The organism is Streptomyces sp. NPDC044002, assembly GCF_056434525.1.
Window position 1 is genome coordinate 1 of the sequence record NZ_JBWKEZ010000064.1, and the last position, 25,826, is coordinate 25,826.

Consider the following 25,826-nt stretch of genomic DNA (forward strand, 5'->3'; position numbering starts at 1 on the left):
CCCCCCCCCCCCCCCCCCCCCCCCCCCCCCCCCCCCCCCCCCCCCCCCCCCCCCCCCCCCCCCCCCCCCCCCCCCCCCCCCCCCCCCCCCCCCCGTCGTTACCGGAAGCGTTCCGCAATCAGGGCCGGGTCACACCCCGGCACCGACCTCCGCGGGGCTGTCGCCGCCCTCGGCCTCCAGCCGCTTGTTGCGGCGCACGGAGGACCAGAAGGACCAGGCGATGAGCACGACGCCGACGAGGCCGGTGATGACCTCGTTGATCTCGTACTGGATGGTGACGAGCAGGATCACGGCGAGGGCGCCGATGGCGTAGTGCGCGCCGTGCTCCAGGTAGACGTAGTCGTCGAGGGTGCCCTGGCGGACCAGGTAGACCGTGAGCGACCGGACGTACATGGCACCGATGCCGAGGCCGAGGGCCATGAGCACGATGTCGTTGGTGATGGCGAAGGCGCCGATGACGCCGTCGAAGGAGAAGGAGGCGTCGAGGACCTCCAGGTAGAGGAACATGAAGAACGCGGCCTTGCCGGCCATGGCGACGGCCGAGACGGGCTTGCCGCTCTTCTTGGCCGCTTCCTCCGCCTCGTGCTCGGCCTCTTCCTCCTCTTCGAGCTTGTTCTCGAAGTAGCCGGAGAGACCGCCGACGATCATGTAGGTGATCAGGCCGAGGACGCCGGAGACCAGGACGGTCTGCGCCTTGTCCACGTGGGTGCCGCCGTGCTGGTGGGCGTTGGCGGCGAAGGTCATCGAGGTGATGACCAGGACGATCAGCGCGATGCACGCCGACAGCATGTCGATCTTGCCGAGCTTGGCGAGCGGGCGCTCCAGCCACGCGAGCCACTTGATGTCGCGGTCCTCGAAGATGAAGTCGAGGAAGATCATCAGCAGGAACATGCCACCGAAGGCGGCGATGGACGGGTGGGCGTCCGTCACCAGCTGCTTGTACATGTCCTTGTCGGTCATCGCCAGGTCGACGGCCTCGATCGGCCCGATCTTGGCGCTGATCGCCACGATGACGACGGGGAAGACCAGGCGCATGCCGAACACGGCGATGAGCACGCCGACCGTGAGGAAGATCTTCTGCCAGAAGGCGTTCATCTTCTTCAGGATTCCGGCGTTGACCACCGCGTTGTCGAAGGACAGCGAGATTTCGAGGATCGACAGGATCGCCACGATCCCAAAAGCGGTCCACCCCCCGTAGAACACCGCTGCGACCAGACCGAGCGCAGTGACTGCGAACGACCAGCCGAAGGTTTTGAGAACCACTGGCACCCCATCGTCTTGTACGGCTTTACGAAACGTTGACCCCGAAGTCTAGAGCGATGCCCCGCAGCCCCGACGCGTACCCCTGTCCTACCGCACGGAACTTCCATTCGCCCCCGTACCGGTAGACCTCGCCGAAGATCATCGCGGTCTCGCTGGAGGCGTCCTCGGTCAGGTCGTAGCGGGCGAGTTCCTGGTCGTCGGCCATGTTCACCACGCGGATGAAGGCGTTGCTCACCTGGCCGAAGCTCTGCCGGCGGGAGTCCGCCTCGTGGATCGAGACCGGGAAGACGATCTTGTCGACCTGGGCGGGGACCTTCGTGAGGTCGATGATGATCGACTCGTCGTCGCCTTCACCCTCGCCGGTGAGGTTGTCCCCGGTGTGTTCGACGGAGCCCTCGGGGCTCTTGAGGTTGTTGTAGAAGACGAAGTACTCGTCCCCAAGCACCCGGCCGCTGTTGCACAGCAGTGCGCTGGCGTCGAGGTCGAAGTCCGCCCCCGTGGTCGAGCGCGCGTCCCATCCGAGACCGATCAGAACCCGGGTGAGGTTCGGTGCGGCCTTGGACAGGGAGACGTTGCCCCCCTTGGCAAGTGTGACGCCCATGATGTGGTCCTCCCCGGACGACGTGATGGTGGTGGCCGAGCCACCCGCTCATGGTGGCAAAGCCGGTCCGGCGCCGTACACAGGGGTGCACGGCGCCGGACGGACGAACTGCTCTGGGGTTTCGGCTCAGACGTTGACGCCGAAGTCCTGCGCGATGCCGCGCAGGCCCGAGGCGTAGCCCTGGCCGATGGCGCGGAACTTCCACTCGGCGCCGTTGCGGTACAGCTCGCCGAAGACCATGGCGGTCTCGGTCGAGGCGTCCTCGGAGAGGTCGTAGCGGGCGAGCTCGGTGTTGTCGGCCTGGTTCACGACGCGGATGTAGGCGTTGCGGACCTGGCCGAAGCTCTGCTGGCGGGTCTCGGCCTCGTAGATCGAGACGGGGAAGACGATCTTGGCGACGTCGCCCGGGACGCCGGCCAGGTTGACCTTGATGGCCTCGTCGTCGCCCTCGCCCTCACCGGTGGTGTTGTCACCGGTGTGCTCGACCGACCCGTCCGGGCTCTTCAGGTTGTTGAAGAACACGAAGTTCGAGTCGTTGGCGACCTTGCCCTGGTCGTTGGTCAGGATCGCGCTGGCGTCGAGGTCGAAGTCGACACCGGTGGTGGTGCGAGCGTCCCAGCCCAGACCGACGATGACCGCCGTCAGGTTAGGCGCGGCCTTGGTCAGCGAGACGTTGCCGCCCTTGCTGAGGCTGACTCCCACGGGTCCTCCATTGGTATTCGTATGGGGCGGGGCCCCGTCGTGCGTTGCTACCGGATCAACGGTTCGATCCTAGTGACGGGTTCCCGCCCACAGGCGGTTTTCGTGCGGAAGCCGCGGACGGGTCCGCGAACGGGTCCGCCGCCGGGCCCGGCTCCGGTCCCGGCTCCGGTTCCGGCGGCGGGAGCCGTCGGGCGCCGGCTCAGAGGCTGTCGAGGGCCTTGATGTACTCGTTCAGGTCACGCGCGTCGGGCAGGCCGTTGACGACGGTCCAGCGCACGATGCCGTCCTTGTCGATGACGAAGGTGCCGCGGACGGCGCAGCCCTTGTCCTCGTCGAAGACGCCATAGGCGCGGGAGGTCTCGCCGTGCGGCCAGAAGTCGGACAGCAGCGGGTACTCCAGGCCCTCCTGCTCCGCGAAGACGCGCAGGGTCGGGACCGAGTCGTTGGAGACGGCCAGCAGCTGCACGTCGTCGTTCTGGAAGCGGGGCAGCTGGTCGCGCAGCTCGCACAGCTCACCCGTGCAGACGCCGGTGAAGGCGAAGGGGTAGAAGAGCAGCACCACGGCCTTCTCGCCGCGGAAGTCGGAGAGCCTCACGGTGGCGCCGTGGTTGTCCTTGAGCTCGAAGTCCGGGGCCTTGTGTCCGACCTCGATCGCCATCTCTCGCATCCCTTCGTTTCCTGCGTCCCCGCACGGGGCCGTTCGGGTGAGACCCAGCCTACGGCCCGCCCCCGCGGACCGGACCGGACCGGCGCGCCGGAAGCGAGTCCCGGGGCGGGGGCGCACCGGCCCCGGAACGCGCACACCCCGCCGGCCGGGGAGTCCCGGTCGGCGGGGTGCGTGCTTTCCGCTTGGCTGCGGGGCGCAGATCAGCGCTTGGACTTGGCTGCCTTCGGCGTCACCAGCTTGGTGGAGACCCACTCCTTGCCGACGGGCCCGCCCTTGGCGAGCGACAGGCCGGCCGTCTCGGCGGCCTCGCTGATGTCGCTGGCCACGACGTAGCCGTCACGGCCCGTCTTGGGCGTCAGCAGCAGGATCAGTGCGCCGTCCTCGACCAGCTCGGTCGCGTCGACCAGGACGTCCGTCAGATCGCCGTCCTCGTCGCGGAACCACAACAGCACCGCGTCGGCGCCCTCGTCGTAGTCCTCGTCGACGAGCTCGCTGACGAGGGTCTCGACGACGTCACGGAATTCCTGATCGACGTCCTCGTCGTAGCCGATCTCCTGGACCACCTGTTCGGACTGGAAACCCAGCCGGGCGGCCAGGCTCTCCGCGTGGTCCGCGGTCGCGCTCACGGGGTGCCTCCTGCTCATGTTCGGTGAATGTCTTTCGGCGGCGCGCGTACGCGCAGCATTGGGCGTAGTCCACACGGGCGCGGCGGATCGCGCAAGTACCCGGCCGCCGAGACCGTCGAAACGGTGACGATTACGGCCGTCTCGCCGCAACTTTGCCGCAACTTTCAGGCTTCCCCGGTGGACCACCGGTGATTCATCCCACACCATTCCAGCTCATTCGGCATCGCATGAGGACTTTCCTACCTGTTTGAGGGACGAACGTCCTTACGAAGCCGCTGATCGCCTTGGGCGTAAGGTTGCGATTTGGCCCGGCAACCGGGCAAGGCACACCGGCCGCTCCTTCGCCGCTCCAGGTGTTACCCAGTGGTAGAGGTGAAGATTCGGGCCGGGCGTAAGACCATGGGAGGCGGCGACCCAGGGCACGACTCCCCCGACAGCGAAGGAACAGCGTGGCTTCCGCATCCGATCGCAACCCGATCATCATTGGCGGTCTTCCGAGCCAGGTCCCGGACTTCGATCCGGAGGAGACGAAGGAGTGGCTCGACTCCCTCGACGCCGCCGTCGACGAGCGGGGCCGCGAGCGCGCCCGCTACCTGATGCTGCGGCTGATCGAGCGGGCCCGCGAGAAGCGCGTGGCCGTGCCGGAGATGCGCAGCACGGACTACGTCAACACCATCGCCACCAAGGACGAGCCGTTCTTCCCCGGGAACGAGGAGATCGAGCGCAAGGTCCTGAACGCGACCCGCTGGAACGCCGCGGTCATGGTCTCCCGCGCCCAGCGCCCGGGGATCGGCGTCGGCGGCCACATCGCCACGTTCGCCTCCTCCGCCTCCCTCTACGACGTGGGCTTCAACCACTTCTTCCGGGGCAAGGACGAGGGCGACGGCGGCGACCAGATCTTCTTCCAGGGCCACGCCTCCCCGGGCATCTACGCCCGCGCCTACCTCCTGGACCGGCTCTCCGAGCAGCAGCTCGACGCGTTCCGGCAGGAGAAGTCGAAGGCCCCGCACGGCCTGTCCAGCTACCCGCACCCGCGGCTGATGCCGGACTTCTGGGAGTTCCCGACGGTCTCGATGGGCCTCGGCCCGCTCGGGGCGATCTACCAGGCGCGGATGAACCGGTACATGGAGGCGCGCGGGATCGCGGACACCTCCAAGTCCCACGTTTGGGCGTACCTCGGCGACGGCGAGATGGACGAGCCGGAGTCGCTCGGCCAGCTCTCGCTGGCGGCGCGCGAGGGCCTGGACAACCTGACCTTCGTCGTGAACTGCAACCTCCAGCGCCTCGACGGCCCGGTGCGCGGCAACGGCAAGATCATCCAGGAGCTGGAGTCGATCTTCCGCGGGGCCGGCTGGAACGTCATCAAGCTGATCTGGGACCGTTCCTGGGACCCGCTGCTGGCGCAGGACCGCGACGGCATCCTGGTCAACAAGATGAACTCGACCCCCGACGGGCAGTTCCAGACGTACGCCACCGAGTCGGGCGCGTACATCCGGGAGCACTTCTTCGGCGGCGACCAGCGGCTGCGCGCGATGGTCGAGAACATGACCGACCAGCAGATCCAGCACCTGGGCCGCGGCGGCCACGACCACAAGAAGGTCTACGCCGCGTACGCGGCGGCCAAGGCCCACAAGGGCCAGCCGACGGTGATCCTGGCGCAGACGGTCAAGGGCTGGACGCTCGGCCCGAACTTCGAGGGCCGCAACGCCACGCACCAGATGAAGAAGCTGACGGTCGACGACCTCAAGCGCTTCCGCGACCGCCTGCACATCCCCGTCACGGACGCCCAGCTGGAGAACGGCGCGCCGCCGTACTACCACCCGGGCCGCAACTCGCCCGAGATCCAGTACATGCACGACCAGCGCAGCGCCCACGGCGGGTACGTGCCCACCCGTGTGGTGCGGGCCAAGCCGCTGCAGCTGCCGGACGACAAGGCGTACGCGGCCGCCAAGAAGGGCTCGGGCCAGCAGTCGATCGCCACCACGATGGCCTTCGTCCGCATCCTGAAGGACCTGATGCGGGACAAGGAGATCGGCAAGCGCTTCGTGCTGATCGCGCCCGACGAGTACCGCACCTTCGGCATGGACGCGTTCTTCCCGAGCGCCAAGATCTACAACCCGCTGGGGCAGCAGTACGAGGCGGTCGACCGCGACCTGCTCCTCGCCTACAAGGAGTCCCCGTCCGGCCAGATGCTGCACGACGGCATCTCGGAGGCGGGCTGCACGGCCTCGCTGATCGCCGCGGGTTCGGCGTACGCGACGCACGGCGAGCCGCTGATCCCGGTCTACGTCTTCTACTCGATGTTCGGTTTCCAGCGCACCGGTGACCAGTTCTGGCAGATGGCCGACCAGCTGGCGCGCGGTTTCGTCCTGGGCGCGACCGCCGGCCGGACCACCCTGACGGGTGAGGGCCTCCAGCACGCCGACGGTCACTCCCTGCTGCTGGCGTCGACGAACCCGGGCTGCGTCGCGTACGACCCGGCCTACGGCTACGAGATCGCGCACATCGTCAGGGACGGTCTGCGGCGCATGTACGGGCCCGACGCCGAGGACGTCTTCTACTACCTGACCGTCTACAACGAGCCGATCCAGCACCCGGCCGAGCCGGCGGACGTCGACGTGGACGGCATCCTCAAGGGCATCCACCGGATCTCGCAGGGCACCTCGGGCGCCGCCGGGGCGCAGATCATGGCCTCGGGCGTGGCGGTGCCGTGGGCCCTGGAGGCCCAGCGGATCCTGGCCGCCGAGTGGAACGTCCGGGCGGACGTCTGGTCGGCGACCTCCTGGAACGAGCTGCGCCGCGAGGCCGTCGAGGTGGAGGAGCACAACCTGCTCCACCCGGAGGAGGAGCAGCGCGTCCCGTACGTGACGCGGAAGCTGTCGGGCGCGGAGGGGCCGTTCGTGGCGGTCTCGGACTGGATGTGCGCGGTGCCGGACCAGATCTCGCGCTGGGTGCCGGGTGCGTACACCTCGCTGGGCGCGGACGGCTTCGGCTTCGCGGACACCCGCGGCGCGGCGCGGCGCTTCTTCCACATCGACGCCCAGTCGGTGGTCCTGGCGGTGCTCACCGAGCTGGCCCGGGAGGGCAAGGTCGACCGTTCGGTGCTGAAGCAGGCCGTCGACCGGTACCAGCTGCTGGACGTGGCGGCCGCCGACCCGGGCGCGGCGGGCGGCGACGCCTGACGCCTGCGGCGAGCCGACCGTGTGGGCCCCGTCCGGATGCCGGGCGGGGCCCCGCGCGTGCCGCCCACGGCCGGGTGCGCTGGTGCGCCCCGATCCGCCGGGCGCCCGTCCTGCACCCTTTCCCTACGATGCTCCGCATGAAGGAAACATCCCGCCAGCTGCTGTGGGAGCGGCGGAGCCAGACCCCGCTGCTCGTCCTCGCGGTGGCCTTCGCCGTCGCGTACGCCGTGCCGATCGTCGTCCCGGACGCGGACCCGGCCGTCCACCGGGCGTGCACGCACGCGGAGTGGGTGGTGTGGGGAGCCTTCGCCCTCGACTACCTCGTGCGGCTGGGCCTGACGCGGGACCGGCGGCACTTCGTGCGGACGCACTGGCTGGACCTGGCCGCGGTGGTGCTGCCGCTGGTGCAGCCGCTGCGGCTGCTGCGGCTGGTGGCGACCCTGCTGCTGGTGGGCCGGCGGGCGCGGATGGCTCCGCAGATCCGGCTGACCACCTATGTGGCGGGGGCCGTGGTGGGGCTGCTGATGTTCGGCTCGCTCGCGGTGCTGAGCGTGGAGCGGGACGCCCCCGACGGGAACATCAGGAACCTGGGCGACGCGGTGTGGTGGTCCTTCACCACGATGACCACGGTCGGGTACGGGGACCACTCCCCCACCACCGGCCTGGGCCGGGTGCTCGCGGTCGGGCTGATGCTGTCGGGGATCGCGCTGCTCGGTGTGGTGACGGCCAACATCGCCGCCTGGTTCATCGCCCGCTTCGAACGGGACGACCGGGCGGAGCGGCTCCAGCTGGCGGCGATCCGGGAGCTCCAGGAGGAGGTACGGGCGCTGCGCGCCGAGCTCTCGGAGCTGGGCGGCGGCGGCCGGGGCGCGATGCCCGCCCAGGCCGCCGCCTCCCACGCCGATCAGCCGGGGGCTACGTCTCCCACACCTTGAACGCCCTGATCTGGTAGGGGGAGGCGGGCAGCCACACCCCGTTGCCCGAGTAGGTCTCGAACTGGCCGGTCTCCGCGCACTCGGCCGACTGGTACGCCGTCACCTGGCGCTGGATGCGGTTGACGAGGGACTGGTAGTTCCCGGCGGGCAGGGTGATGCAGCTGTTGATGTCCACGGTGCTGAGGTCGTAGGTCTGCCTGGTTCCCTTGAAGTCCGGCTTCGTCCACAGGCACAGCTCTCCGGTGGCGCAGGACGGGCCTGCCGCGTGGGCTCCGCCGGCGGTGCCGGGTACGAGGGTGGCTGCGGCCAGCAGGGCGGCGGCGAGGGTGGTGGCGCGTGTGGTGCTCCACGTACGCATGACGGGGTCAACTCCTTCTTGACGGACGGGCTCCGGACTCCTTCCGGCGCTCCGTCGACACCACGCTGACCTGCGGTGACGGCCGGGCGGAAGGGGCTGGGGGCGGGTCCACCCGGATAGGCGACAGCCCCGCCGGAACCGTCCGGCGGGGCTGTGGCGGGCGCGGGGTTGACGTACCCGTAACGCGTCGGCGGGCTGCTCAGATGTGGGCCGCGGCGCCCGCGCCGGCCTCGGCGTTCTGCCCGCGCTTGGTGAAGCAGGCCACGACCGCGGCGAGGACGGCGACGACCGCGGCGCAGGTGAAGGCCGTGCTCATGCCGGACACGAAGGTGTCGTGGGCGACGCCGGCGATGGTCTGCGCCACCGGCTCGGGCGCGCCGGGCGGGACGGGGGCGATGCCGACCTGTACGCCCTTCTCCGCGAGTTCGAGCTGCTCGGGGGTGAGCGGGGGCAGGCCCGCGCCCTGCCAGTTGTCCCCGAACGTGTCACCGACCTCGGCCGCCATGACCGCTCCGAGGACCGCGGTGCCGAGGCTGCCGCCGACCTGCATGGCGGCCTGCTGGAGGCCGCCGGCCACACCGGACAGCTCCAGCGGGGCGTTGCCGACGATGACCTCGGTGGCGCCGACCATGACGGGGGCGAGGCCGAGGCCGAGCAGGGCGAACCAGAGCGACATGGTGAGGGTGCCGGTGCCGGGGGTGAGCCGGGCCATGCCGAAGCAGGCGGCGGCGGTGGCGACCATGCCGGCGACGAGCGGGATCCGCGGGCCGACCTTGGTGATGGCGGCGCCGGCCAGCGGCGAGCCGACGATCATCATGCCGGTGAGGGGCAGCAGGTGCAGGCCGCTGTCGACCGGGCTCATGCCGTGCACGTTCTGCAGGTAGAAGGTGACGAAGAACAGGCCGCCCATGAAGGCGAAGGCCATCAGCACCATCAGCACGGTGCCCGCGGACAGCGGCAGCGAGCGGAACATCCCCAGCGGGATCAGCGGCTCGGAGACCCTGGTCTCCCAGACGGCGAAGAGCACGAAGCACAGCACCGAGGCGCCGAGGAAGAGCAGGGTCTTCCTGTCTCCCCAGCCCCACTCGGCGGCCTTGATGAGCGCCCAGATCAGGGAGAACATCGCGGCCGACAGCAGCACGATGCCCGGCAGGTCGAAGGAGCGCGGGGCGTTCTCGGCGCGGTGGTCGAGCAGGATGACCAGGCCGAGGACCAGTGCGATCACGCCGACCGGCACGTTGACGAAGAAGACGGACTGCCAGCTGACGTGCTCGACGAGCAGGCCGCCGACGATGGGGCCGGCGGCGGTGGAGGCGCCGATGACCATGCCCCAGATGCCGATGGCCATGTTGAGCTTCTCGGCGGGGAAGGTGGCGCGCAGCAGGCCGAGGGCGGCCGGCATCAGCAGGGCGCCGAAGAGGCCCTGGGCTACGCGGAAGCCGATGACGAGCCCGACACCGGTGGACAGGCCGATCGCCGCCGAGGAGAGCGCGAAGCCGGCGATGCCTATGAGGAAGGTCTGGCGGTGTCCGAAGCGGTCGCCGAGCTTGCCGGCGGTGATCAGGGAGACCGCGAGGGCCAGCAGGTAGCCGTTGGTGATCCACTGCACCTCGGCGAGGCTGGCGCCGAGGTCCTTCTGGATCGCGGGGTTGGCGACGGCGACGATCGTGCCGTCGAGGGTGACCATCATGACGCCGACGGCCACCGCGAACAGGGTGAGCCAGGGGTGGCCGCGCAGACCGGCGCGCGCCGCCGGATCCGGGCCCGTTTCCTTGGCGAGCGTGATCTGACTTGTCATGCGAACAGGCTAGTGACAGTCGCTGACACTTCACAAACGGCTTAACGCGACAGCGGCTGTCAGGTCCGTCACAGGTACCCTGACCGCTTACTCAGCGTCAGATCGAACACGTGCGGTCCAGGTACCCGGCACGTGCGGTCGCAGGATCAGAGAGGACCCCGCGGCGATGACCGACCAGCGGCCCGCGCCGGCGGCCGGACTGCGCGAGCGCAAGAAGCGCCGCACCCGGGACGCGCTGCTGCGCGCCGCCCTGCTGCTGTTCGTCTCGCAGGGATACGAGCGGACCACGGTCGACGAGATCACCGACACCGTCGAGGTCTCGCAGCGCACCTTCTTCCGGTACTTCGCCAACAAGGAGGAGGTCGCGTTCGCCGTACAGGAAGTGGTCGAGTCCCACTTCCTCGCCGCCCTGCGGGCCCGGCCGGCCTCCGAGGCCCCGCTGGAGGCCATGCGCAACGCCGTGCTCGCCTCCTGGGACACCATCGAGGAGGCCATCTCCGACGTGGTGCCCATCGACCTCTACATGCGCAATTACCGGCTGATCGAGTCCACTCCGGCCCTGCTCGCCGTGCACCTGCGGCGCTCCACCGAGCTGGAGGAGGAGATCGCCCGGCTGATCGCCGCCCGGGAGGGAGTCGACCTGGACGCCGACCCGCGGCCCCGGGTGGCGGTGGCGGCGTTCAGTGGTGTGATGCGCGTCACGGGCCGGCTCTGGGTGCAGGGCGAGGACACCAGCGTGGCCGCGATCCGGCGGATGACCGTGGCCTACCTCGACCAGATCGGCCCGGCCCTGGCGGAGGACTGGCGCCGGGCGCCCGCAGCGGGCTGACGGGGCGCGGTCCGGGGCGGTCCGGCACGATTCCGGGGCGACACTCCGGGGCGGCTCCGGGCCGGTCCGGAAGGGGCGCCCCGGGAGTGGTTCCGGGCACACCCGCCGCGCCCGCGCGGGGCCCCGGAGCCGCAACAGAGCGTGATCGGCGGGGAGATGTGTCCCACGACCGGCCGTGAGCCCGGTCACCCGGCGCGCCGCAGCCTCCACCGGTCTCCTAGTCTGGCTCCAGTGAACCTGCCCGGCCGCCCCGCCCCCACCACCCCGGACGCTCCCGAGCGCCCCGCCGCCCTGCGCATGCTGCTCGCGCTCGGCGTCGTGTTCCTGATGCTGGCGACGACCGGCTGGACCGCCGTGCACCGCCCCGACGCCGGGATCCAGGCGCGGGCCGCCGAGCTCGTCGCGTGGGCCTCGGCCCGCATCGACGGCCGGCCCGTACCGCCCGCCGACGCCCCCGTACGGACGGTCGCCCGCTTCTTCGCCGACCTCGACGGCACCCAGCGGAGCCACCTCGCCGACGGCTACCCGCTCGTGGTCGGCAACCTCGACGGAGTCCCCGCCGAGCTGCGCTACCGGGCCAACCGCCGCTCCCTGGCGCTGGCGGCGCGGCTGGAGGAGTCCCGGGGACGGGACGTCGCCCTGACCCCCGCCGACCGGAGCACCGCCGTCAAGCGTGCGCACCGCTTCGAGTCCCTCGCCGAGCCCGGCCGGCAGATCCTCGTCTTCGACCCCACCGGCGGCGGCCTCGTCGCCGAGGTCTTCGGCGACCTCTCGGCGGCCCGCCGGGTCTCGGTGGTCGTCCCCGGCGTCGACACCGACGCGCTCACCTTCGAGCGCTCCCAGCGCCGCCTCACCGCCCCCGCCGGCATGGGCCGCTCCCTCTACGAGGCCGAGCTGTCGACCGCGCCGGCCGGCCGCACCGCCGTCATCGCCTGGGCCGGCTACACCGCCCCCACCGGGGTCGGCGTGGACGCCGCCACCGGCAGGCTCGCCGTCCAGGGCGCCGCCCGGCTGGAGTCCCTGGCCGCGGCCCTGCCCGGGGACGCGAGCGTGGCCCTGTTCTGCCACAGCTACGGCTCGGTGGTGTGCGGCGTGGCCGCGCACCGGCTGCCGGGCCGGGTGACCGACCTGGTGGTCGCGGGCAGCCCCGGCATGCGCACCGAGAACGTCGCCGGGCTGCACACCTCGGCCCGGGTCTGGGCGATGCGCGACGAGGGCGACTGGATCTCCGGCGTACCGCACATGGAGGTCGGCGGGCTGGGCCACGGCGCGGACCCGGTCTCCCCGGACTTCGGCTCGCGGCTGCTGTCCTCGGAGGGGGCCAGGAGCCACACGGGCTATTTCGAGCCAGGCACGGCCTCGCTGGACAACTTCGCCAAGATCGGAACCGGCGCCTTCGGTTCCGTCGCGTGCGCGAACGGGAGCGAGGACTGCCGCCTCGGAATTTCCGCCACGGACGGTGACTGACGGGGGCATCCCCCGCCGCGGACCCGTAGCAAGCAGAAAAATCGGGCCGGAAGACGAGGGGGACGCGCGGGGGCGCGTCCCTTTACCATGTGCCGCATGGGTGACGTACTGGCCGGAAATCATGCCGTCTGGGAGTTCGACTCGGACTCGGTGCTCATCCGCTTCGCACGGGGGATGCGAACTCCACGCCTCTGGCACGCGCTGGGCGAGCGCCGGATCCCCCTCGAAGCGTTGTCCGGGGTGGACGTGAGCGCCGCCGCCGGGGCGATGGGCCGACGGGACACGGTGGTGCTGCGCGCCGTCCCGCGCGCGGGCGCCGATCCGCTGATGGAGGCTGCCGCCGGGCAGCTGAAGGAGGTCTGCGACCCGTACCGGCTGGTGCTGCCCGGGGACCGCGCGCCGCAGGCCGCCGCCTTCGCCGACGCCGTGCGCGAGCGGCTGGCCCCCGGCTGCGACGAGCCCGCCGACCGCTTCCTCGTCGAGGTGCCGCAGCCGCCGCTCCAGCTGAAGGCGTACGACGCCCGGCTGGGCTTCGACGGCACGGCGGTCACCTTCCACTGGTCCCGTACGGGTGCCAGCAGCGCCAAGTGGCGGGCGGGCGACCAGCGTTTCGCGCTGGCCGGCCTGTCCGGCGTCGAGTGGGCCTCCCCGGACCGCCCGGGAGGCGGGTACCTGCGGCTGCGGCCCCGGGACACCGCCGAGGACCCCGCCCCGCCGGACCACGACCTCGCGGCCGCGGTGTTCGGGACGGGGTACGGGGCGGTGCACGAGTCGCTGCCGTTCGCGGCCGCCGTGCTCGCCGCGCTGCGCGAGCGGGCGCCGGTGGCCGCGGTCCCGCGCGCGCGGGCCTCCGACGACCGCCTGACCCACCTGAGCGAGCTGCACAGCACGGGCCTGCTGACGGACGCCGAGTACGCAACGCTCCGCGCCCGCTTCGCCGCCGGGGCCTGACCGGCCGGTCGTGCCGGGCCAGGTGGAGCCGGGCGGCACGGGGCCGAGCCGAGCCGAGTGAGCCAACGCCAGGCCGGGCCGGGCCCGGTCGCGCCGGGCCGGGCGTGCCGGGTGGCGCCGGGCCGAGCCGGGCCGGGCGCTACGCCTCGCGGGAGTCCGAGGTGAAGGCCATGTCCGGGTAGCGGGCGCCGGCCACCTGCCCGGCGAGCGGCTCCAGCAGGGCCAGCTCCGCGTCCGTCAGCGTGATCCGGGTCGCGGCGGTGTTCTCCAGCAGCCGGCCCGGCTTGCGCGTACCGGGGATCGGGACGACCGTCAGGCCGTGCACCGCCGCCCGCTGCTGCACCCAGGCCAGCGCCACCTGCGCCGCCGTGGCCCCGTGCGCGGCCGCGATCTCCCGGACCGGGGCCAGCAGGGCCGCGTTGACCCGGGCGTTCTCGCCCGTGTACCGGGGCTGGTGCTGCCGGAAGTCGTCGGCCGACAGATCCGCCGCCGCGTCCGCGAACGCGCCGGTCAGGAAGCCCCGCCCGAGCGGGGAGTACGGCACGAAGGCCACGCCCAGCTCCGCCGCCGCGCCGACCGCGCTGCGCTCCACGTCCCGGCTGAACAGCGACCACTCCGACTGGATCGCCGCGATGGGGTGCACGGCGTGCGCCTCGCGCAGCTCGGGCCCGGTGACCTCGCTGAGGCCCAGGTGGCGCACCTTCCCCTCGCGCACCAGCTCGGCCATGGCCCCCACGGACTCGGCGAACGGCACCTGCGGGTCGCGGCGGTGCATGTAGTACAGGTCGATCACGTCGACGCCGAGCCGCCGCAGGCTGTCCTCGACCGCCTGGCGGATGTACGCCCGGTCGTTGCGGACGCCCCGGTACATCGGGTCGTCGTTGCGCTCGATGGCGAACTTCGTGGCGAGGGTGATCTCGTCCCGGTGGGCGGCCACGAAGGGCGCCAGGAACTCCTCGTTCGCGCCGCGCCCGTAGACGTCGGCGGTGTCGAAGAGGGTGACCCCGGCGGCCAGCGCCGCGTCCAGGGTCTCGCGGGCGGCCGTCTCGTCGGTCTCCCCGTAGAACTCGCTCATGCCCATGCAGCCGAGGCCCTGTACGCCGACCACCGGTCCGCCCTTGCCCAGTTCGGCCCGCTCGATGGGGGTGGTGCCGTACTCCGTCATAACCGTGCCTTCCCCGCGACCGTTTCGGCGCTCGTCGTCTGTGTGTTCATCGCGTACATGTTGATCTTGAAGTCGAGTACGTCCAGCGCGTCCGTCAGCTCCGCGAGCCGCGCCCGCACCTCGCGGCGCGTCCGCTCCAGCAGCTCACGGCGCTCGTCGACGGTGTGGTCCCCCTCGCGGACGAGCTCGGCGTAGCGGACCATGTCCGCCACCGACATCCCCGTCGCGCGCAGCTTGCCCACGAAGGACAACCAGCCGAGGTCCTTGTCGGTGAACCTCCGCTGCCCCGAATGGGAGCGGTCCACGTGCGGCATCAGGCCGATCCGCTCGTACCAGCGCAGCGTGTGCTGGGTCAGACCGGTCCGCGCCTCGACCTCGCTGATCGTGTACCGCGTCTCCGTCAGGTTCATGTCCATACGCTAGAACCCTGGAGTGCACTCCAAGCAAGTAGGCTCGGCCGCATGGAGACCATGCACAGCCTGCGGACCATCGAGACCTGGCCGGTACCCGCCGCCGCGGCGGCCGTCGTACGCGCCGACGGGACCATCGCCGGCTCCCACGGGGACACGGCCCGCCGCTTCCCGCTCGCCTCGGTCACCAAGCCGCTCGCCGCGTACGCCGTCCTCGTCGCGTACGAGGAGGGGGCGCTCGAACTGGACGAGCCGGCCGGCCCCGAGGGGTCGACGGTCCGTCACCTCCTCGCCCACACCAGCGGCCTGGCCTTCGACGAGCACCGCGCCACGGCCCCGCCCGGGCAGCGCCGGCTCTACTCCAACGCCGGTTTCGAGGTGCTCGGCGACCACCTCGCCAAGGCCACCGGGATCCCCTTCGCGGAGTACCTGCACCAGGCCGTCTTCGAGCCGCTGGGCATGACCTCCTCCAGCCTGGAGGGCTCCCCCGCCAAGGACGGCGTCTCCACCGTCGCCGACCTCGTGCGCTTCGCCGCCGAGCTCCAGGCGCCCCGGCTGCTCGACGTCCGCACCGTCGCCGAGGCCACCTCCGTGGTCCACCCCGGCCTCAAGGGCGTCCTGCCCGGGTACGGGCACCAGTCCCCCAACGACTGGGGCCTCGGCCTGGAGATCCGCGACGGCAAGTCCCCGCACTGGACGGGCCTGACCTCCTCCCCGCGCACCTTCGGCCACTTCGGCCAGTCCGGCACCTTCCTGTGGGTGGACCCCGACATCCGCGCCGCCTGCGTGGCGCTGACCGACCGCGCCTTCGGGCCCTGGGCCGTCGAGGCCTGGACCCCCTTCACCGACGCGGTCCTCGCGGAACTCCGGGCCGCCCGCTAGGCCGGCAGCTCCCAGATCAGCAGCTCCCCCGGGGACCCGGCGGTGATCTCCAGGCCCTTCTCGCCGGTGATCCGCGCCGAGTCCCCGGGGCCCAGCTCCTGCCCGTCGATCCGCAGGTCCCCGCGCACCACGTGCAGGTAGACCCGCTCGCCCGCCGGTACGGGGACCCGCTCGCCCGCGCCCGGCCGCCGGACGTGCAGCACCGCGCCCGCCGCCGGGACCTCGTACGGGGTGCCGTCCGCGAGGTCCCGGACGACCTCGTACGACGGCTCCCCGCCCGCCGTCAGCGGCGCGAGCCACATCTGCACGAACCGCAGCGGAACCCCGCCGTCGTTGCGCTCGACGTGCCGCGCCCCGGATCCGGCACCGAGCCGCTGGACGTCCCCGGGCCGGACGGCGGCGGTGTGCCCGCCGGTGCTGTCCTCGTGGGTGAGCTCGCCCTCCACCACCCAGGTGACGATCTCGGTGTGGCTGTGCGGGTGCTCGTCGAAGCCCGCGCCGGGCGCGAGGCTCTCCTCGTTGCAGGCCAGCACCGGACCGAACCGGATGTTGTCGGGGTCGTAGAACGACCCGAAGGAGAAGGCGTGGCGGGTGGTGATCCCGGCGTCCGGATCCCCGCCCGCGTACCGGTCGGCGGCGCGGCGTACATCGATCATGTGGGCCACCGTAGCCCGCCGGCCGGGGCCCGCGGCGCGGACCCGAGTCCGAGCCGGGCCGCCGATAAGGCAGTCTTGTCCCGTGCCCCAACCCGAACGTGAGCAGTCCCCCGAGGTGCGTACCGCGCATCCGGTCCACCCGCACGCCGCGACGCTGCGCCGGCTGGAGAAGTCCTCCGGCCGGCTCGCCGCCAACGCCATCGCGCGGATGGACGAGAACCTGCCCTGGTACCGGGCGATGCCGCCGGAGAACCGGTCGTGGATCGGCCTGGTGGCGCAGGCCGGCATCGCGGCCTTCACGGAGTGGTTCCGGCACCCGGAGACCCCGCAGGCCATTTCCACCGACGTCTTCGGGACGGCTCCGCGCGAGCTGACCCGGGCGATCACGCTGCGCCAGACCGTCGAGATGGTGCGTACGACGATCGAGGTCATGGAGGCCGCGATCGACGAGGTGGCGGCCCCCGGCGACGAGTCGATCCTGCGCGAGGCGCTGCTGGTGTACGCCCGGGAGATCGCCTTCGCGACCGCCCAGGTGTACGCGCAGGCGGCCGAGGCGCGCGGCGCGTGGGACGCCCGGCTGGAGTCCCTGGTCGTGAACGCCGTGCTGTCGGGCGAGGCCGACGAGGGCGCGCTGTCGCGGGCGGCGGCGCTGGGCTGGAACTCCCCGGATCACGTGTGCGTGGTGCTGGGCACCGCCCCTGAAGGGGACAGCGAGCTGACGGTGGAGGCGATCCGCCGTGCGGCCCGCCACCACAAGCTCCAGGTGCTGACCGGGGTGCTCGGCGACCGCCTGGTGGTGATCGCGGGCGGCAGCGACAACCCGATGCAGGTCGCCAAGTCCCTGATCGGGCCGTTCGCCGCCGGTCCGGTGGTGGCGGGGCCGGTGGTCCCCGACCTGCTGAACGCCACGAAGTCGGCGCAGGCCGCGGCCGCCGGGCTGAAGGCCTGCACGGCCTGGCAGGACGCGCCCCGTCCGGTGCTGGCGGACGATCTCCTGCCGGAGCGTGCGATCGCCTCGGATCCCTCGGCCAGGGAGCAGCTGGTGGAGGAGATCTACAGACCTCTGGAGGAGGCGGGCTCGGCGCTGCTGGAGACGCTGAGCGTCTACCTGGAGCAGGCCAGCAGCCTGGAGGGGGCGGCGCGGATGCTGTTCGTGCACCCCAACACGGTGCGCTACCGGCTCCGACGTGTGACCGACGTCACCGGCTGGTCGCCGTCCGATGTCCGTTCGGCGTTCACGCTGCGGATCGCCCTGATCCTCGGGCGTCTGGCCGACGGAGATCAGCAGCCCTAGACTTTTGTCGGACATCAACAATTAGCCCGACGGTTCTTCGTCCCTGTCCCCACGGGCGGCGGAGACCATCAACAAGAGAGAGTGTGAGGGTGCTCGTACTCGTCGCTCCCGGCCAAGGCGCTCAGACGCCCGGCTTCCTGACTCCCTGGCTCGAACTCCCCGGCGCCGCCGAACGCGTCGCGGGGTGGTCCGACGCCATCGGGCTCGACCTCGCCCACTACGGCACGAACGCCGACGCGGACGAGATCCGCGACACGGCGGTGGCCCAGCCGCTGCTGGTCGCGGCCGGCCTGCTGTCCGCTTCCGCGCTCGGTTCGCCGGCGGCCTTCGGTGCCGTCGCGGGCCACAGCGTGGGTGAGATCACCGCCGCCGCCGTCGCCGGTGTGCTGAGCGAGGGCGACGCCCTGTCCTTCGTCCGCACCCGCGGTCTGGGCATGGCCGAGGCCGCCGCCGTCACCGAGACGGGCATGGCCGCGGTGCTGGGCGGTGACCAGGACGTGGTCGTGGCGCACCTGGAGAAGCTCGGCCTGACCCCGGCCAACATCAACGGCGCGGGCCAGATCGTGGCCGCCGGCACCGCGGAGCAGATCGAGGCCCTGGTCGCCGAGAAGCCCGAGGGCTCGATGAAGGTCGTGCCGCTCAAGGTCGCGGGCGCGTTCCACACGCACCACATGGCCCCGGCGGTCGCCACGCTGGAGAAGGCCGCCGAGGCCCTCGCTCCGGCGGACCCGGCCCTCGCGTACGTTTCGAACAAGGACGGCCTCGTCGTCGCCTCGGGTGCCGACGTCGTCGCCCGGCTGGTCGGCCAGGTCGCGAACCCGGTCCGCTGGGACCTGTGCATGGAGAAGTTCGCCGAGCTGGGCGTCACCGGGATCATCGAGCTGTCCCCGGGCGGCACCCTGACGGGTCTGGCGAAGCGCGCCCTGAAGGGCGTGCCCAGCGTGGCCCTGAAGACGCCGGACGATCTCGACAAGGCCAAGGCGCTCATCGCCGAGCAGACGGCCTGAGAGAAGGAGCCCACACAGCATGTCCAAGATCAAGCCGGCCAAGGGCTCCCCGTACGCCCGCATCCTCGGTGTCGGCGGCTACCGCCCGACCCGGGTGGTGCCCAACGAGGTCATCCTCGAGACGATCGACTCCTCCGACGAGTGGATCCGCTCCCGCTCGGGCATCGCGTCCCGGCACTGGGCCTCGCCCCAGGAGACGGTCGCCGCGATGTCGGTGGAGGCCTCCGGCAAGGCGCTCGCCGACGCCGGCGTGTCCCCCGAGCAGATCGGTGCGGTGATCGTCTCGACGGTCTCGCACTTCAAGCAGACCCCGGCGGTCGCGACGGAGATCGCGCACCGGATCGGCGCCGGCAAGCCGGCCGCGTTCGACATCTCGGCGGGCTGTGCCGGCTTCGGCTACGGCCTGACGCTCGCCAAGGGCATGGTGGTGGAAGGTTCCGCCGAGTACGTGCTCGTCATCGGTGTCGAGCGGCTCTCGGACCTGACCGACCTGGAGGACCGCGCGACGGCCTTCCTGTTCGGCGACGGCGCCGGCGCCGTGGTCGTCGGCCCCTCGGACGAGCCGGCCATCGGCCCCACGGTGTGGGGTTCGGAGGGCGACAAGTCCGAGACCATCAAGCAGACCGTGCCGTGGGACGAGTACCTCGGCAAGGACGGCGGCGAGAAGTTCCCGGCCATCACGCAGGAGGGTCAGGCGGTCTTCCGCTGGGCCGTCTTCGAGATGGCCAAGGTGGCCCAGCAGGCGCTCGACGCCGCCGGGATCACCCCGGACGACCTGGACGTCTTCATTCCGCACCAGGCCAACATGCGGATCATCGACTCGATGGTGAAGACTCTCAAGCTGCCGGAGCACGTCACGGTCGCCCGTGACGTGGAAACCACCGGCAACACGTCGGCCGCCTCGATCCCGCTCGCCATGGAGCGGCTCCTGGCGACCGGAGCGGCGAAGAGCGGCGACACCGCGCTCGTCATCGGCTTCGGGGCGGGGCTCGTCTACGCCGCGACGGTCGTTACCCTCCCCTAGGGCCGGGATCACTTCCCACCCTGATCCACCAGTTAGCTACAGAAGGAGCGCCACATGGCCGCCACGCAGGAAGAAATCGTCGAGGGTCTCGCGGAGATCGTCAACGAGATCGCGGGCATCCCGGTCGAGGACGTCGAGATCGACAAGTCCTTCACCGACGACCTGGACGTCGACTCGCTGTCCATGGTCGAGGTCGTCGTCGCCGCCGAAGAGCGCTTCGACGTCAAGATCCCGGACGAGGACGTCAAGAACCTCAAGACGGTCGGCGACGCCGCTGACTACATCCTGAAGCACCAGGCCTGAGCCTGACGAGCGTTTGTCGCCACCCGGCGGTGGCGCCGTGACAATTCAGCACCCCCTTAGACGTGGAGAAAGAATTCCTGTGAGCCCGACCAATCGCACCGTGGTCGTCACCGGTATCGGCGCAACCACTCCGCTGGGTGGCGACAGCGCTTCGACCTGGGAAGGTCTGCTCGCCGGCCGGTCCGGCGTCTCGCCCCTGGAGGGCGAGCGCTTCGCCGAACTGCCGGTTCGCATCGCCGCCCAGGCCGCTGTGGACCCGAACGAGGTACTCCCCCGTCCGCTGGCCCGCAAGCTCGACCGCTCGGCGCAGTTCGCCCTCATCGCGGCCCGCGAGGCCTGGGCCGACGCGGGTTACACCGCCCCGGCCGGCGAGGACGAGACGATCGTTCCCGAGCGTCTGGGCACCGTGATCGCCTCCGGCATCGGCGGTGTCACCACCCTGCTCGACCAGTACGACGTACTGAAGGAGAAGGGTGTGCGCCGGGTCTCCCCGCACACCGTTCCCATGCTCATGCCGAACGGCCCCTCGGCCAACGTCGGCCTGGAGGTCAACGCCCGCGCCGGTGTGCACACCCCGGTCAGCGCGTGCGCGTCCGGCGCCGAGGCCATCGGCTACGCCGTCGAGATGATCCGTACCGGCCGCGCCGACGTGGTCGTCGCCGGCGGTACCGAGGCGGCGATCCACCCGCTGCCGATCGCGGCGTTCGCCAACATGATGGCGATGTCCAAGAACAACGAGAACCCGACCACGGCCTCCCGCCCGTACGACAAGGCCCGCGACGGCTTCGTCCTCGGCGAGGGCGCCGGCGTCGTGGTGCTGGAGTCCGCCGAGCACGCGGCCAAGCGCGGCGCCCGCGTCTACTGCGAGGTGCTGGGCCAGGGCCTGTCCGCGGACAGCCACCACATCGCGCAGCCGGAGCCGACGGGCCGCGGTGTCGCCGCCGCCCTGCAGAACCTGCTCGACAACACGCAGCTGGACCCGTCCGAGCTGGTCCACGTCAACGCGCACGCCACGTCCACCCCGCAGGGTGACACGGCTGAGGTGAAGGCCCTGCGCAAGGTCCTGGGCGACGACCTCGACCACATCGCGATCTCCGCGACCAAGTCGATGACCGGTCACCTGCTGGGCGGTGCGGGCGGTATCGAGACCGTCGCGACCGTGCTGGCGCTGTACCACCGGATCGCCCCGCCGACGATCAACGTCGACGAGCTGGACGACGACATCGACGCGGACATCGTGGTGGGCGAGCCCCGCAAGCTGCCGGTCGACGGCCCGATCTCCGCGATCAACAACTCCTTCGGCTTCGGCGGCCACAACGTGAGCCTCGCGTTCCGCACCGTCTGATCCCGTACCACGACGAAGGCCCCGCCCGGCAGCTGCCGGGCGGGGCCTTCGTCGTGCGTGGTACCGCCGGGCGGCTAGACGACCTGGTGGAGCCAGCGGACCGGGGCGCCCTCGCCGGCGTAGCGGAAGGGCTCCAGTTCGTCGTCCCAGGGCTTGCCGAGCAGCTTGGCGATCTCCGCTTCCAGGTCGGTCTCGCCGCGCGCGGACCGGGCCAGCGCGGCGCGCAGCCGGTCCTCGGGGATCAGGATGTCCCCGTGCATGCCGGTGACGGCGTGGTAGATGCCCAGCTCCGGGGTGGAGCTGTAGCGCTCGCCCTCGGCGGTGGGGCAGGGTTCGGCGGTCACCTCGAAGCGGAGCAGGTGCCAGCCGCGCAGGGCGGAAGCGAGTTTCGAGGCGGTGCCCGCCTCGGCCTGCCAGGAGAACTCGGCTCTCCAGGTACCGGGGGAGGCGGGCTGCCTGATCCAGTCGAGGTTCACCCGCACCCCGAGCACGCCCGCAACAGCCCATTCCACGTGCGGGCAGAGCGCGCGCGGTGCGGAATGCACGTACAGAACTCCACGTGTCGTCACCGGGACCTCCAGTGTGGGACGAGGTCGGGAATAAACTCCAGAAAACGGACAGTATGTGACGTGATGTAATGTAACGGAAATTATTTGACATTGCGCTACGGCACCTGCGGCCGAAACGCCACGGGAAAAAGCTACCGTGCGCCAGGGGTCATGGTGTGACGTACGGTCGCTCCGAGGCCCGTAAACACAGAGCATTCACTCAGCAGGACGCCCCCGGAAGCACGGGGGCGACGAGGGAGGACCACCCGATGCGCACCACTGCCGTCCGCCGTCTCGCACGCCGGACGTCCGCGGGCCTGGCGGTGGCCCTCCTGGCCGCGACGGTCACGGGCTGTGACTCCCCCGCCCCGCCGGCCGGTGGCGAGCGGGGGGCGCAGGCCGCGCCCCGCTGGAACACCGCGCCCGCCTCGGTCGCCGCCGTCGGCGACTCCATCACCCGTGGTTTCGACGCCTGTTCCGTGCTGGCCGACTGTCCGGAGGTCTCCTGGGCCACCGGCAGCGATCCCGCCGTCCGCTCGCTGGCCGCCCGGCTGCTGGGCGACGCCGAGGTGCCCGCGCGCAGCTGGAACTACGCGGTGACCGGCTCGCGCATGGCGGACCTCCCGGGGCAGGTGGCCACGGCCGCGCAGCACAAGCCCGGCCTGGTCACGGTCATGGTGGGCTCCAACGACGCCTGCCGGCCCACGCCTTCGTCGATGACCCCGGTGGCGGAGTTCCGCACCGAGTTCGAGCGCGCCCTGAAGGACCTGCGGAGCGCCTCGCCCGAGTCCCAGGTGTACGTGTCCTCCGTGCCGGACCTCCAGCGGCTGTGGCAGCAGGGCAAGGACGACCCGCTGGTGCGGCAGATCTGGAAGCTGGGGATCTGTCAGTCCATGCTGGCCGAACCGCTGTCGGCCGAGGCGGGGGCCACCGCCCGCCGGGAGAAGGTGCGGGCGCGGGTGGTGGAGTACAACGAGGTGCTGCGCGAGGTGTGCGCGGCCGACGCGCTGTGCCGTTACGACGGCGGGGCCGTCTTCCAGTACCCGTTCGGGGCGGACCAGCTGAGCCACTGGGACTGGTTCCACCCGGGCCGGGACGGGCAGGCGCGGCTCGCGGAACTCGCGCACCGACAGGTGACGGCGGCAGCGCCGCCGCGTTGACGCGCGGAGGGCCGGAAGCGGAGTCAGGGTCCGCCTCCGGCCCGGTTCACGGGTTGTTTCCGGCCAAATCCGCGCTACGGCGTGTCGTGGCGGCCCGCCGTCACAGTCCGAGGGTGGCGGTCAGCCGGGTGTCGGCGTGCGAGCGGCTCGCGCGGACCTCGCAGGTGCCGCCGATCCGCCGCCAGCCATGCGCCTCCTCGTCCCAGATCTCGAAGGCCCGGGCGGGCAGTTCGATCTCCGCCTCGACGCTCTCGCCGGGGCCGGCCTCCACGCCCGCGAAGCCGGCCAGCCAGCTCGCCGGGCGCCCGTCGCGGTCGTCGGTGGGCGCCAGGTAGACCTGGACCACCTCGCGGCCCGGCCGGGTCCCGGTGTTGGTGAGCCTGACCCGCACCCGGTCGGGGCCCGCCTCCAGGGACTCGTACGCCCAGTCCGTGTAGCCGAGGCCGTGCCCGAACGGGTAGGCGGGCTCCACTCCCCGCGCCTCGTACGCCCGGTAGCCGATGAACAGCCCCTCCCGGTACTCCAGCCGTCCTCCGTCGGGGACGACCTCGGTGACGGGCGCGTCGGCGAGCGCGGCGGGCCAGGTGGTGGGCAGCCGCCCGCCGGGCTCGGTCCGGCCCAGGAGTACGTCGGCCAGCGCGGCCCCGCCCTCCTGCCCGGGGAACCAGGTCAGCAGCACGGCGGCGACGTCCCCGCGCCAGGGCAGCTCCACCGGGGAGCCGGCGTTGACGACGACCACGGTGTTCGGGTTGACGGCGGCGACGGCCCGCACCAGGTCGTCCTGGCGGCCGGGCAGGGCCAGGTCCCGGCGGTCGAAGCCCTCGGACTCCACCCGCTCGGTGGTGGCGACGACCACGACGGCCGTGTCGGCGGCGCGCGCGGCCTCCACCGCCTCGGCGATCAGCTCGTCGGCGTCGCGCCGCGGCCCGAGGTGGAGCAGGGAGAACATGACCGCCCGCAGCGGCAGCGCGCTCATGTCGGGGACCTGGTAGGTCAGCGACACCTCGACCGGCTCGCCCGCGGTGAGGACGGCCCCGGCGCGTTCGCTGGGCGCCCCGAAGAAGGCCTCGAAGGGGTCGGCCTCGTCGCCCGTCTCCTGGACGCCCTCCCACAGGACGCGGCCGCCGACGGCGAGGGTGAAGGCGCCGAGGCCGCGGGTGCCGAAGGCGTGCTCGCCGCTCTCGCGCGGCACGTACGTACCGGTGACCTCGATGGACGCCATCGTCTCGTACGAGGCGCCCGCGGGCAGGTCCTCGCCGATCCACTGGACCTGCCCGCTGGGCAGGCCGCCCTCGCCGATGACGGCCCCGGAGGCGTCGCGGCAGACGGCGCGCAGCTCGAAGCCCTGCCCGGCGGGGACGAGTTCGCCGCTCGGGTCGGCACCGACGGCGAAGGTGAGCGCACCCTCGGGCAGCGCGGCGGTGAGCCCGTCGAGCGGGGACAGCACCCGCTCGGGGAAGACGGTCGCGGACCCGCCCCCGAGTACGCGGGCGTCGCGGGCGGCGGCGCCGATCAGGGCGACGGTGCGGCCGGGGCCGGCGTCCAGCGGGAGGGTGCGGGCTTCGTTGCGCACGAGGACGAACCCCCGGGCGGCCAGCTCGCGGGCCAGCGCCTGCCCGTCGACCGGGGCCGGCGGCCGGGGGACGGCGGCGGGGGCACCCTCCAGGAGGCCCACGCGGGCGGCGAGCCGCAGGACGTTGCGCACGGCCGTGTCGACGGCGGACTCGGGGACCTCCCCGGCGCGGACGGCGGCGGCGAGGGCGGGCCCGTAGACGGTCTGCGGGCCGGGCATGGCCACGTCGAGGCCGCCGAGGACGTCCCCGGTGGTGGAGCGGGCGGCCATCCAGTCGGAGACGTTGCAGCCGTCGAAGCCCCACTCGCCGCGCAGGACCTCGTTCACCAGGTGGTGGTGCTCGGTCATGGTCGTGCCGTTGACCCGGTTGTAGGCGGTCATGACGCCCCAGGGGCGGGCGTTCTCGACGATGGCCTCGAAGGGGGCCAGGTAGAGCTCGCGCAGCGGGCGGGGGGCGATAACGCTGTCGACGGTGAAGCGCTCGGTCTCGGCGTCGTTGCCGACGAAGTGCTTGACGGTGGTGCCGACGCCGCCGTCCTGGACGCCGTTGACGTAGCCGCTGCCGATGGCGCCGGTGAGGTACGGGTCCTCGGAGTAGCACTCGAAGTGGCGGCCGCCGAGCGGGGAGCGGTGCAGGTTGACCGTGGGGGCGAGGAGGACGTGGACGCCCTTGCGGCGGGCCTCCTGGGCGAGCAGCCGGCCGGCGCGGCGGGCGAGGTCCGGGTCCCAGGAGGCGGCGAGGGCGGTCGGCGAAGGCAGGGCGACCGAGGGGTCGTCGGCGGTCCAACGCACGCCGCGGACCCCGACGGGCCCGTCGGACATCACCAGGGAGCCGAGCCCGATCCCGGGGAGGGCGGGCAGGGTCCACATGTCCTGTCCGGCCAGCAGGCGGGCCTTGGTGTCGAGGTCCAGCTTGCCCAGCGCGGCTTCCACGGCGTCCTCGCGGGCCTGCTCCTCGCTGCCTTCTTCGCGTACCTGATCGGCATCGGTCACGGCCGTGCCTCCTCGTCGATTGCGTGCGGGTGCGGTGCGGATGGCCCCCATCGTGGACCCGGTACCTGTAGAGTGGTAGGTCTTGTA

General features: G+C 71.9%; 24 protein-coding genes. 12 read left to right on the forward strand and 12 right to left on the reverse strand.

Annotated elements, in window-relative coordinates:
• Positions 1-129: 129 nt before the first annotated feature.
• The 5 genes from AC07A6_RS33355 to AC07A6_RS33375 form a co-directional block, all read right to left on the reverse strand.
• Positions 130-1,263 (reverse strand): DUF475 domain-containing protein, encoded by a 1,134-nt coding sequence (locus AC07A6_RS33355; RefSeq protein ID WP_362461005.1) that lies wholly within the window; start codon positions 1,261-1,263, stop codon positions 130-132.
• Positions 1,264-1,288: 25 nt separating this feature from the next.
• Positions 1,289-1,864, reverse strand: a complete 576-nt coding sequence (locus AC07A6_RS33360) for a TerD family protein (protein WP_362461002.1) — start codon at positions 1,862-1,864, stop codon at positions 1,289-1,291.
• Positions 1,865-1,990: 126 nt separating this feature from the next.
• Positions 1,991-2,566: a TerD family protein gene (locus AC07A6_RS33365; protein ID WP_007263893.1), complete on the reverse strand. Its 576-nt coding sequence runs from the start codon at positions 2,564-2,566 to the stop codon at positions 1,991-1,993.
• Positions 2,567-2,765: 199 nt separating this feature from the next.
• Positions 2,766-3,224: a peroxiredoxin gene (locus tag AC07A6_RS33370; protein WP_007263894.1), complete on the reverse strand. Its 459-nt coding sequence runs from the start codon at positions 3,222-3,224 to the stop codon at positions 2,766-2,768.
• Positions 3,225-3,433: 209 nt separating this feature from the next.
• Positions 3,434-3,859, reverse strand: coding sequence for a DUF3052 domain-containing protein (locus tag AC07A6_RS33375; protein ID WP_362460997.1), 426 nt, complete (start codon positions 3,857-3,859; stop codon positions 3,434-3,436).
• 449 nt (positions 3,860-4,308) lie between these two features.
• On the opposite strand from AC07A6_RS33375, the gene aceE reads away from it, so the two are divergent.
• Complete coding sequence (aceE, locus tag AC07A6_RS33380; protein ID WP_362460994.1) at positions 4,309-7,041, forward strand: pyruvate dehydrogenase (acetyl-transferring), homodimeric type; 2,733 nt, start codon at positions 4,309-4,311, stop codon at positions 7,039-7,041.
• Positions 7,042-7,178: 137 nt separating this feature from the next.
• Positions 7,179-7,976, forward strand: a complete 798-nt coding sequence (locus AC07A6_RS33385) for a potassium channel family protein (protein WP_362460991.1) — start codon at positions 7,179-7,181, stop codon at positions 7,974-7,976.
• On the opposite strand, the gene AC07A6_RS33390 is transcribed toward AC07A6_RS33385, so the two are convergent.
• Positions 7,957-8,334: a peptidase inhibitor family I36 protein gene (locus AC07A6_RS33390; protein WP_478779614.1), complete on the reverse strand. Its 378-nt coding sequence runs from the start codon at positions 8,332-8,334 to the stop codon at positions 7,957-7,959. The two genes, AC07A6_RS33385 and AC07A6_RS33390, sit on opposite strands and share 20 nt — an antisense overlap.
• A 199-nt stretch (positions 8,335-8,533) precedes the next feature.
• Complete coding sequence (locus AC07A6_RS33395) at positions 8,534-10,132, reverse strand: MFS transporter (protein ID WP_478779615.1); 1,599 nt, start codon at positions 10,130-10,132, stop codon at positions 8,534-8,536.
• Between the two features lie 166 nt (positions 10,133-10,298).
• Here AC07A6_RS33395 and AC07A6_RS33400 point away from each other — a divergent pair, with 166 nt between their 5' ends.
• The 3 genes from AC07A6_RS33400 to AC07A6_RS33410 all read left to right on the forward strand — a co-directional run bounded on the left by AC07A6_RS33400 (position 10,299) and on the right by AC07A6_RS33410 (position 13,379).
• Entirely contained in the window at positions 10,299-10,961 is a 663-nt protein-coding gene (locus tag AC07A6_RS33400; RefSeq protein ID WP_362460982.1) for a TetR/AcrR family transcriptional regulator, read from the forward strand.
• Positions 10,962-11,258: 297 nt separating this feature from the next.
• A complete protein-coding gene (locus tag AC07A6_RS33405; RefSeq protein WP_362461029.1) occupies positions 11,259-12,428 on the forward strand; it encodes an alpha/beta hydrolase in 1,170 nt (389 codons plus the stop codon).
• Positions 12,429-12,524: 96 nt separating this feature from the next.
• Entirely contained in the window at positions 12,525-13,379 is an 855-nt protein-coding gene (locus tag AC07A6_RS33410; protein WP_478779616.1) for a DUF4429 domain-containing protein, read from the forward strand.
• 139 nt (positions 13,380-13,518) lie between these two features.
• On the opposite strand, the gene AC07A6_RS33415 is transcribed toward AC07A6_RS33410, so the two are convergent.
• Positions 13,519-14,544: an aldo/keto reductase gene (locus tag AC07A6_RS33415; RefSeq protein WP_478779617.1), complete on the reverse strand. Its 1,026-nt coding sequence runs from the start codon at positions 14,542-14,544 to the stop codon at positions 13,519-13,521.
• Positions 14,541-14,960, reverse strand: coding sequence for a MerR family transcriptional regulator (locus tag AC07A6_RS33420; RefSeq protein WP_478779618.1), 420 nt, complete (start codon positions 14,958-14,960; stop codon positions 14,541-14,543). Before AC07A6_RS33420 ends, AC07A6_RS33415 begins: the two co-directional genes overlap by 4 nt.
• A 54-nt stretch (positions 14,961-15,014) precedes the next feature.
• On the opposite strand from AC07A6_RS33420, the gene AC07A6_RS33425 reads away from it, so the two are divergent.
• A complete protein-coding gene (locus tag AC07A6_RS33425; protein WP_478779632.1) occupies positions 15,015-15,836 on the forward strand; it encodes a serine hydrolase domain-containing protein in 822 nt (273 codons plus the stop codon).
• Here AC07A6_RS33425 and AC07A6_RS33430 read toward each other — a convergent pair.
• Positions 15,833-16,492: a pirin family protein gene (locus AC07A6_RS33430; RefSeq protein ID WP_478779619.1), complete on the reverse strand. Its 660-nt coding sequence runs from the start codon at positions 16,490-16,492 to the stop codon at positions 15,833-15,835. The two genes, AC07A6_RS33425 and AC07A6_RS33430, sit on opposite strands and share 4 nt — an antisense overlap.
• Positions 16,493-16,574: 82 nt before the next feature.
• On the opposite strand from AC07A6_RS33430, the gene AC07A6_RS33435 reads away from it, so the two are divergent.
• The 5 genes from AC07A6_RS33435 (at position 16,575) to fabF (ending at position 21,465) form a co-directional block, all read left to right on the forward strand.
• Complete coding sequence (locus tag AC07A6_RS33435) at positions 16,575-17,786, forward strand: PucR family transcriptional regulator (RefSeq protein WP_362460967.1); 1,212 nt, start codon at positions 16,575-16,577, stop codon at positions 17,784-17,786.
• A gap of 89 nt (positions 17,787-17,875) precedes the next feature.
• The gene (locus AC07A6_RS33440; RefSeq protein ID WP_362460964.1) at positions 17,876-18,793 is read left to right on the forward strand and encodes an ACP S-malonyltransferase; all 918 of its coding nucleotides are present in this window, start codon (positions 17,876-17,878) and stop codon (positions 18,791-18,793) included.
• Positions 18,794-18,812: 19 nt separating this feature from the next.
• Positions 18,813-19,817: a ketoacyl-ACP synthase III gene (locus tag AC07A6_RS33445; RefSeq protein ID WP_125816521.1), complete on the forward strand. Its 1,005-nt coding sequence runs from the start codon at positions 18,813-18,815 to the stop codon at positions 19,815-19,817.
• A gap of 54 nt (positions 19,818-19,871) precedes the next feature.
• Positions 19,872-20,120, forward strand: coding sequence for an acyl carrier protein (locus AC07A6_RS33450; RefSeq protein WP_125816520.1), 249 nt, complete (start codon positions 19,872-19,874; stop codon positions 20,118-20,120).
• Positions 20,121-20,199: 79 nt separating this feature from the next.
• Positions 20,200-21,465, forward strand: coding sequence for a beta-ketoacyl-ACP synthase II (fabF, locus tag AC07A6_RS33455; RefSeq protein WP_362460960.1), 1,266 nt, complete (start codon positions 20,200-20,202; stop codon positions 21,463-21,465).
• 74 nt (positions 21,466-21,539) lie between these two features.
• Here fabF and AC07A6_RS33460 read toward each other — a convergent pair whose 3' ends face one another.
• Complete coding sequence (locus AC07A6_RS33460; RefSeq protein WP_007263912.1) at positions 21,540-22,034, reverse strand: DUF3145 domain-containing protein; 495 nt, start codon at positions 22,032-22,034, stop codon at positions 21,540-21,542.
• Between the two features lie 248 nt (positions 22,035-22,282).
• Here AC07A6_RS33460 and AC07A6_RS33465 point away from each other — a divergent pair, with 248 nt between their 5' ends.
• Positions 22,283-23,173, forward strand: a complete 891-nt coding sequence (locus AC07A6_RS33465) for an SGNH/GDSL hydrolase family protein (RefSeq protein ID WP_362460957.1) — start codon at positions 22,283-22,285, stop codon at positions 23,171-23,173.
• Positions 23,174-23,273: 100 nt separating this feature from the next.
• On the opposite strand, the gene AC07A6_RS33470 is transcribed toward AC07A6_RS33465, so the two are convergent.
• Positions 23,274-25,739 carry a glycoside hydrolase family 3 protein gene (locus AC07A6_RS33470; protein WP_478779620.1) on the reverse strand — a complete coding sequence of 822 codons (2,466 nt, stop codon included), beginning with the start codon at positions 25,737-25,739 and terminating at the stop codon, positions 23,274-23,276.
• Positions 25,740-25,826 lie beyond the last annotated feature (87 nt).

What these genes read in the sequence shown, in the direction of transcription:
- AC07A6_RS33360 (WP_362461002.1), bottom strand. Translation starts at nt 1,864, where the DNA reads ATGGGCGTCACACTTGCCAAGGGGGGCAACGTCTCCCTGTCCAAGGCC.
- AC07A6_RS33370 (WP_007263894.1), bottom strand. Translation starts at nt 3,224, where the DNA reads ATGGCGATCGAGGTCGGACACAAGGCCCCGGACTTCGAGCTCAAGGAC.
- AC07A6_RS33385 (WP_362460991.1), top strand. Translation starts at nt 7,179, where the DNA reads ATGAAGGAAACATCCCGCCAGCTGCTGTGGGAGCGGCGGAGCCAGACC.
- AC07A6_RS33390 (WP_478779614.1), bottom strand. Translation starts at nt 8,334, where the DNA reads ATGCGTACGTGGAGCACCACACGCGCCACCACCCTCGCCGCCGCCCTG.
- AC07A6_RS33395 (WP_478779615.1), bottom strand. Translation starts at nt 10,132, where the DNA reads ATGACAAGTCAGATCACGCTCGCCAAGGAAACGGGCCCGGATCCGGCG.
- AC07A6_RS33400 (WP_362460982.1), top strand. Translation starts at nt 10,299, where the DNA reads ATGACCGACCAGCGGCCCGCGCCGGCGGCCGGACTGCGCGAGCGCAAG.
- AC07A6_RS33405 (WP_362461029.1), top strand. Translation starts at nt 11,259, where the DNA reads ATGCTGCTCGCGCTCGGCGTCGTGTTCCTGATGCTGGCGACGACCGGC.
- AC07A6_RS33410 (WP_478779616.1), top strand. Translation starts at nt 12,525, where the DNA reads ATGGGTGACGTACTGGCCGGAAATCATGCCGTCTGGGAGTTCGACTCG.
- AC07A6_RS33415 (WP_478779617.1), bottom strand. Translation starts at nt 14,544, where the DNA reads ATGACGGAGTACGGCACCACCCCCATCGAGCGGGCCGAACTGGGCAAG.
- AC07A6_RS33420 (WP_478779618.1), bottom strand. Translation starts at nt 14,960, where the DNA reads ATGGACATGAACCTGACGGAGACGCGGTACACGATCAGCGAGGTCGAG.
- AC07A6_RS33425 (WP_478779632.1), top strand. Translation starts at nt 15,015, where the DNA reads ATGCACAGCCTGCGGACCATCGAGACCTGGCCGGTACCCGCCGCCGCG.
- AC07A6_RS33430 (WP_478779619.1), bottom strand. Translation starts at nt 16,492, where the DNA reads ATGATCGATGTACGCCGCGCCGCCGACCGGTACGCGGGCGGGGATCCG.
- AC07A6_RS33445 (WP_125816521.1), top strand. Translation starts at nt 18,813, where the DNA reads ATGTCCAAGATCAAGCCGGCCAAGGGCTCCCCGTACGCCCGCATCCTC.
- AC07A6_RS33450 (WP_125816520.1), top strand. Translation starts at nt 19,872, where the DNA reads ATGGCCGCCACGCAGGAAGAAATCGTCGAGGGTCTCGCGGAGATCGTC.
- AC07A6_RS33465 (WP_362460957.1), top strand. Translation starts at nt 22,283, where the DNA reads ATGCGCACCACTGCCGTCCGCCGTCTCGCACGCCGGACGTCCGCGGGC.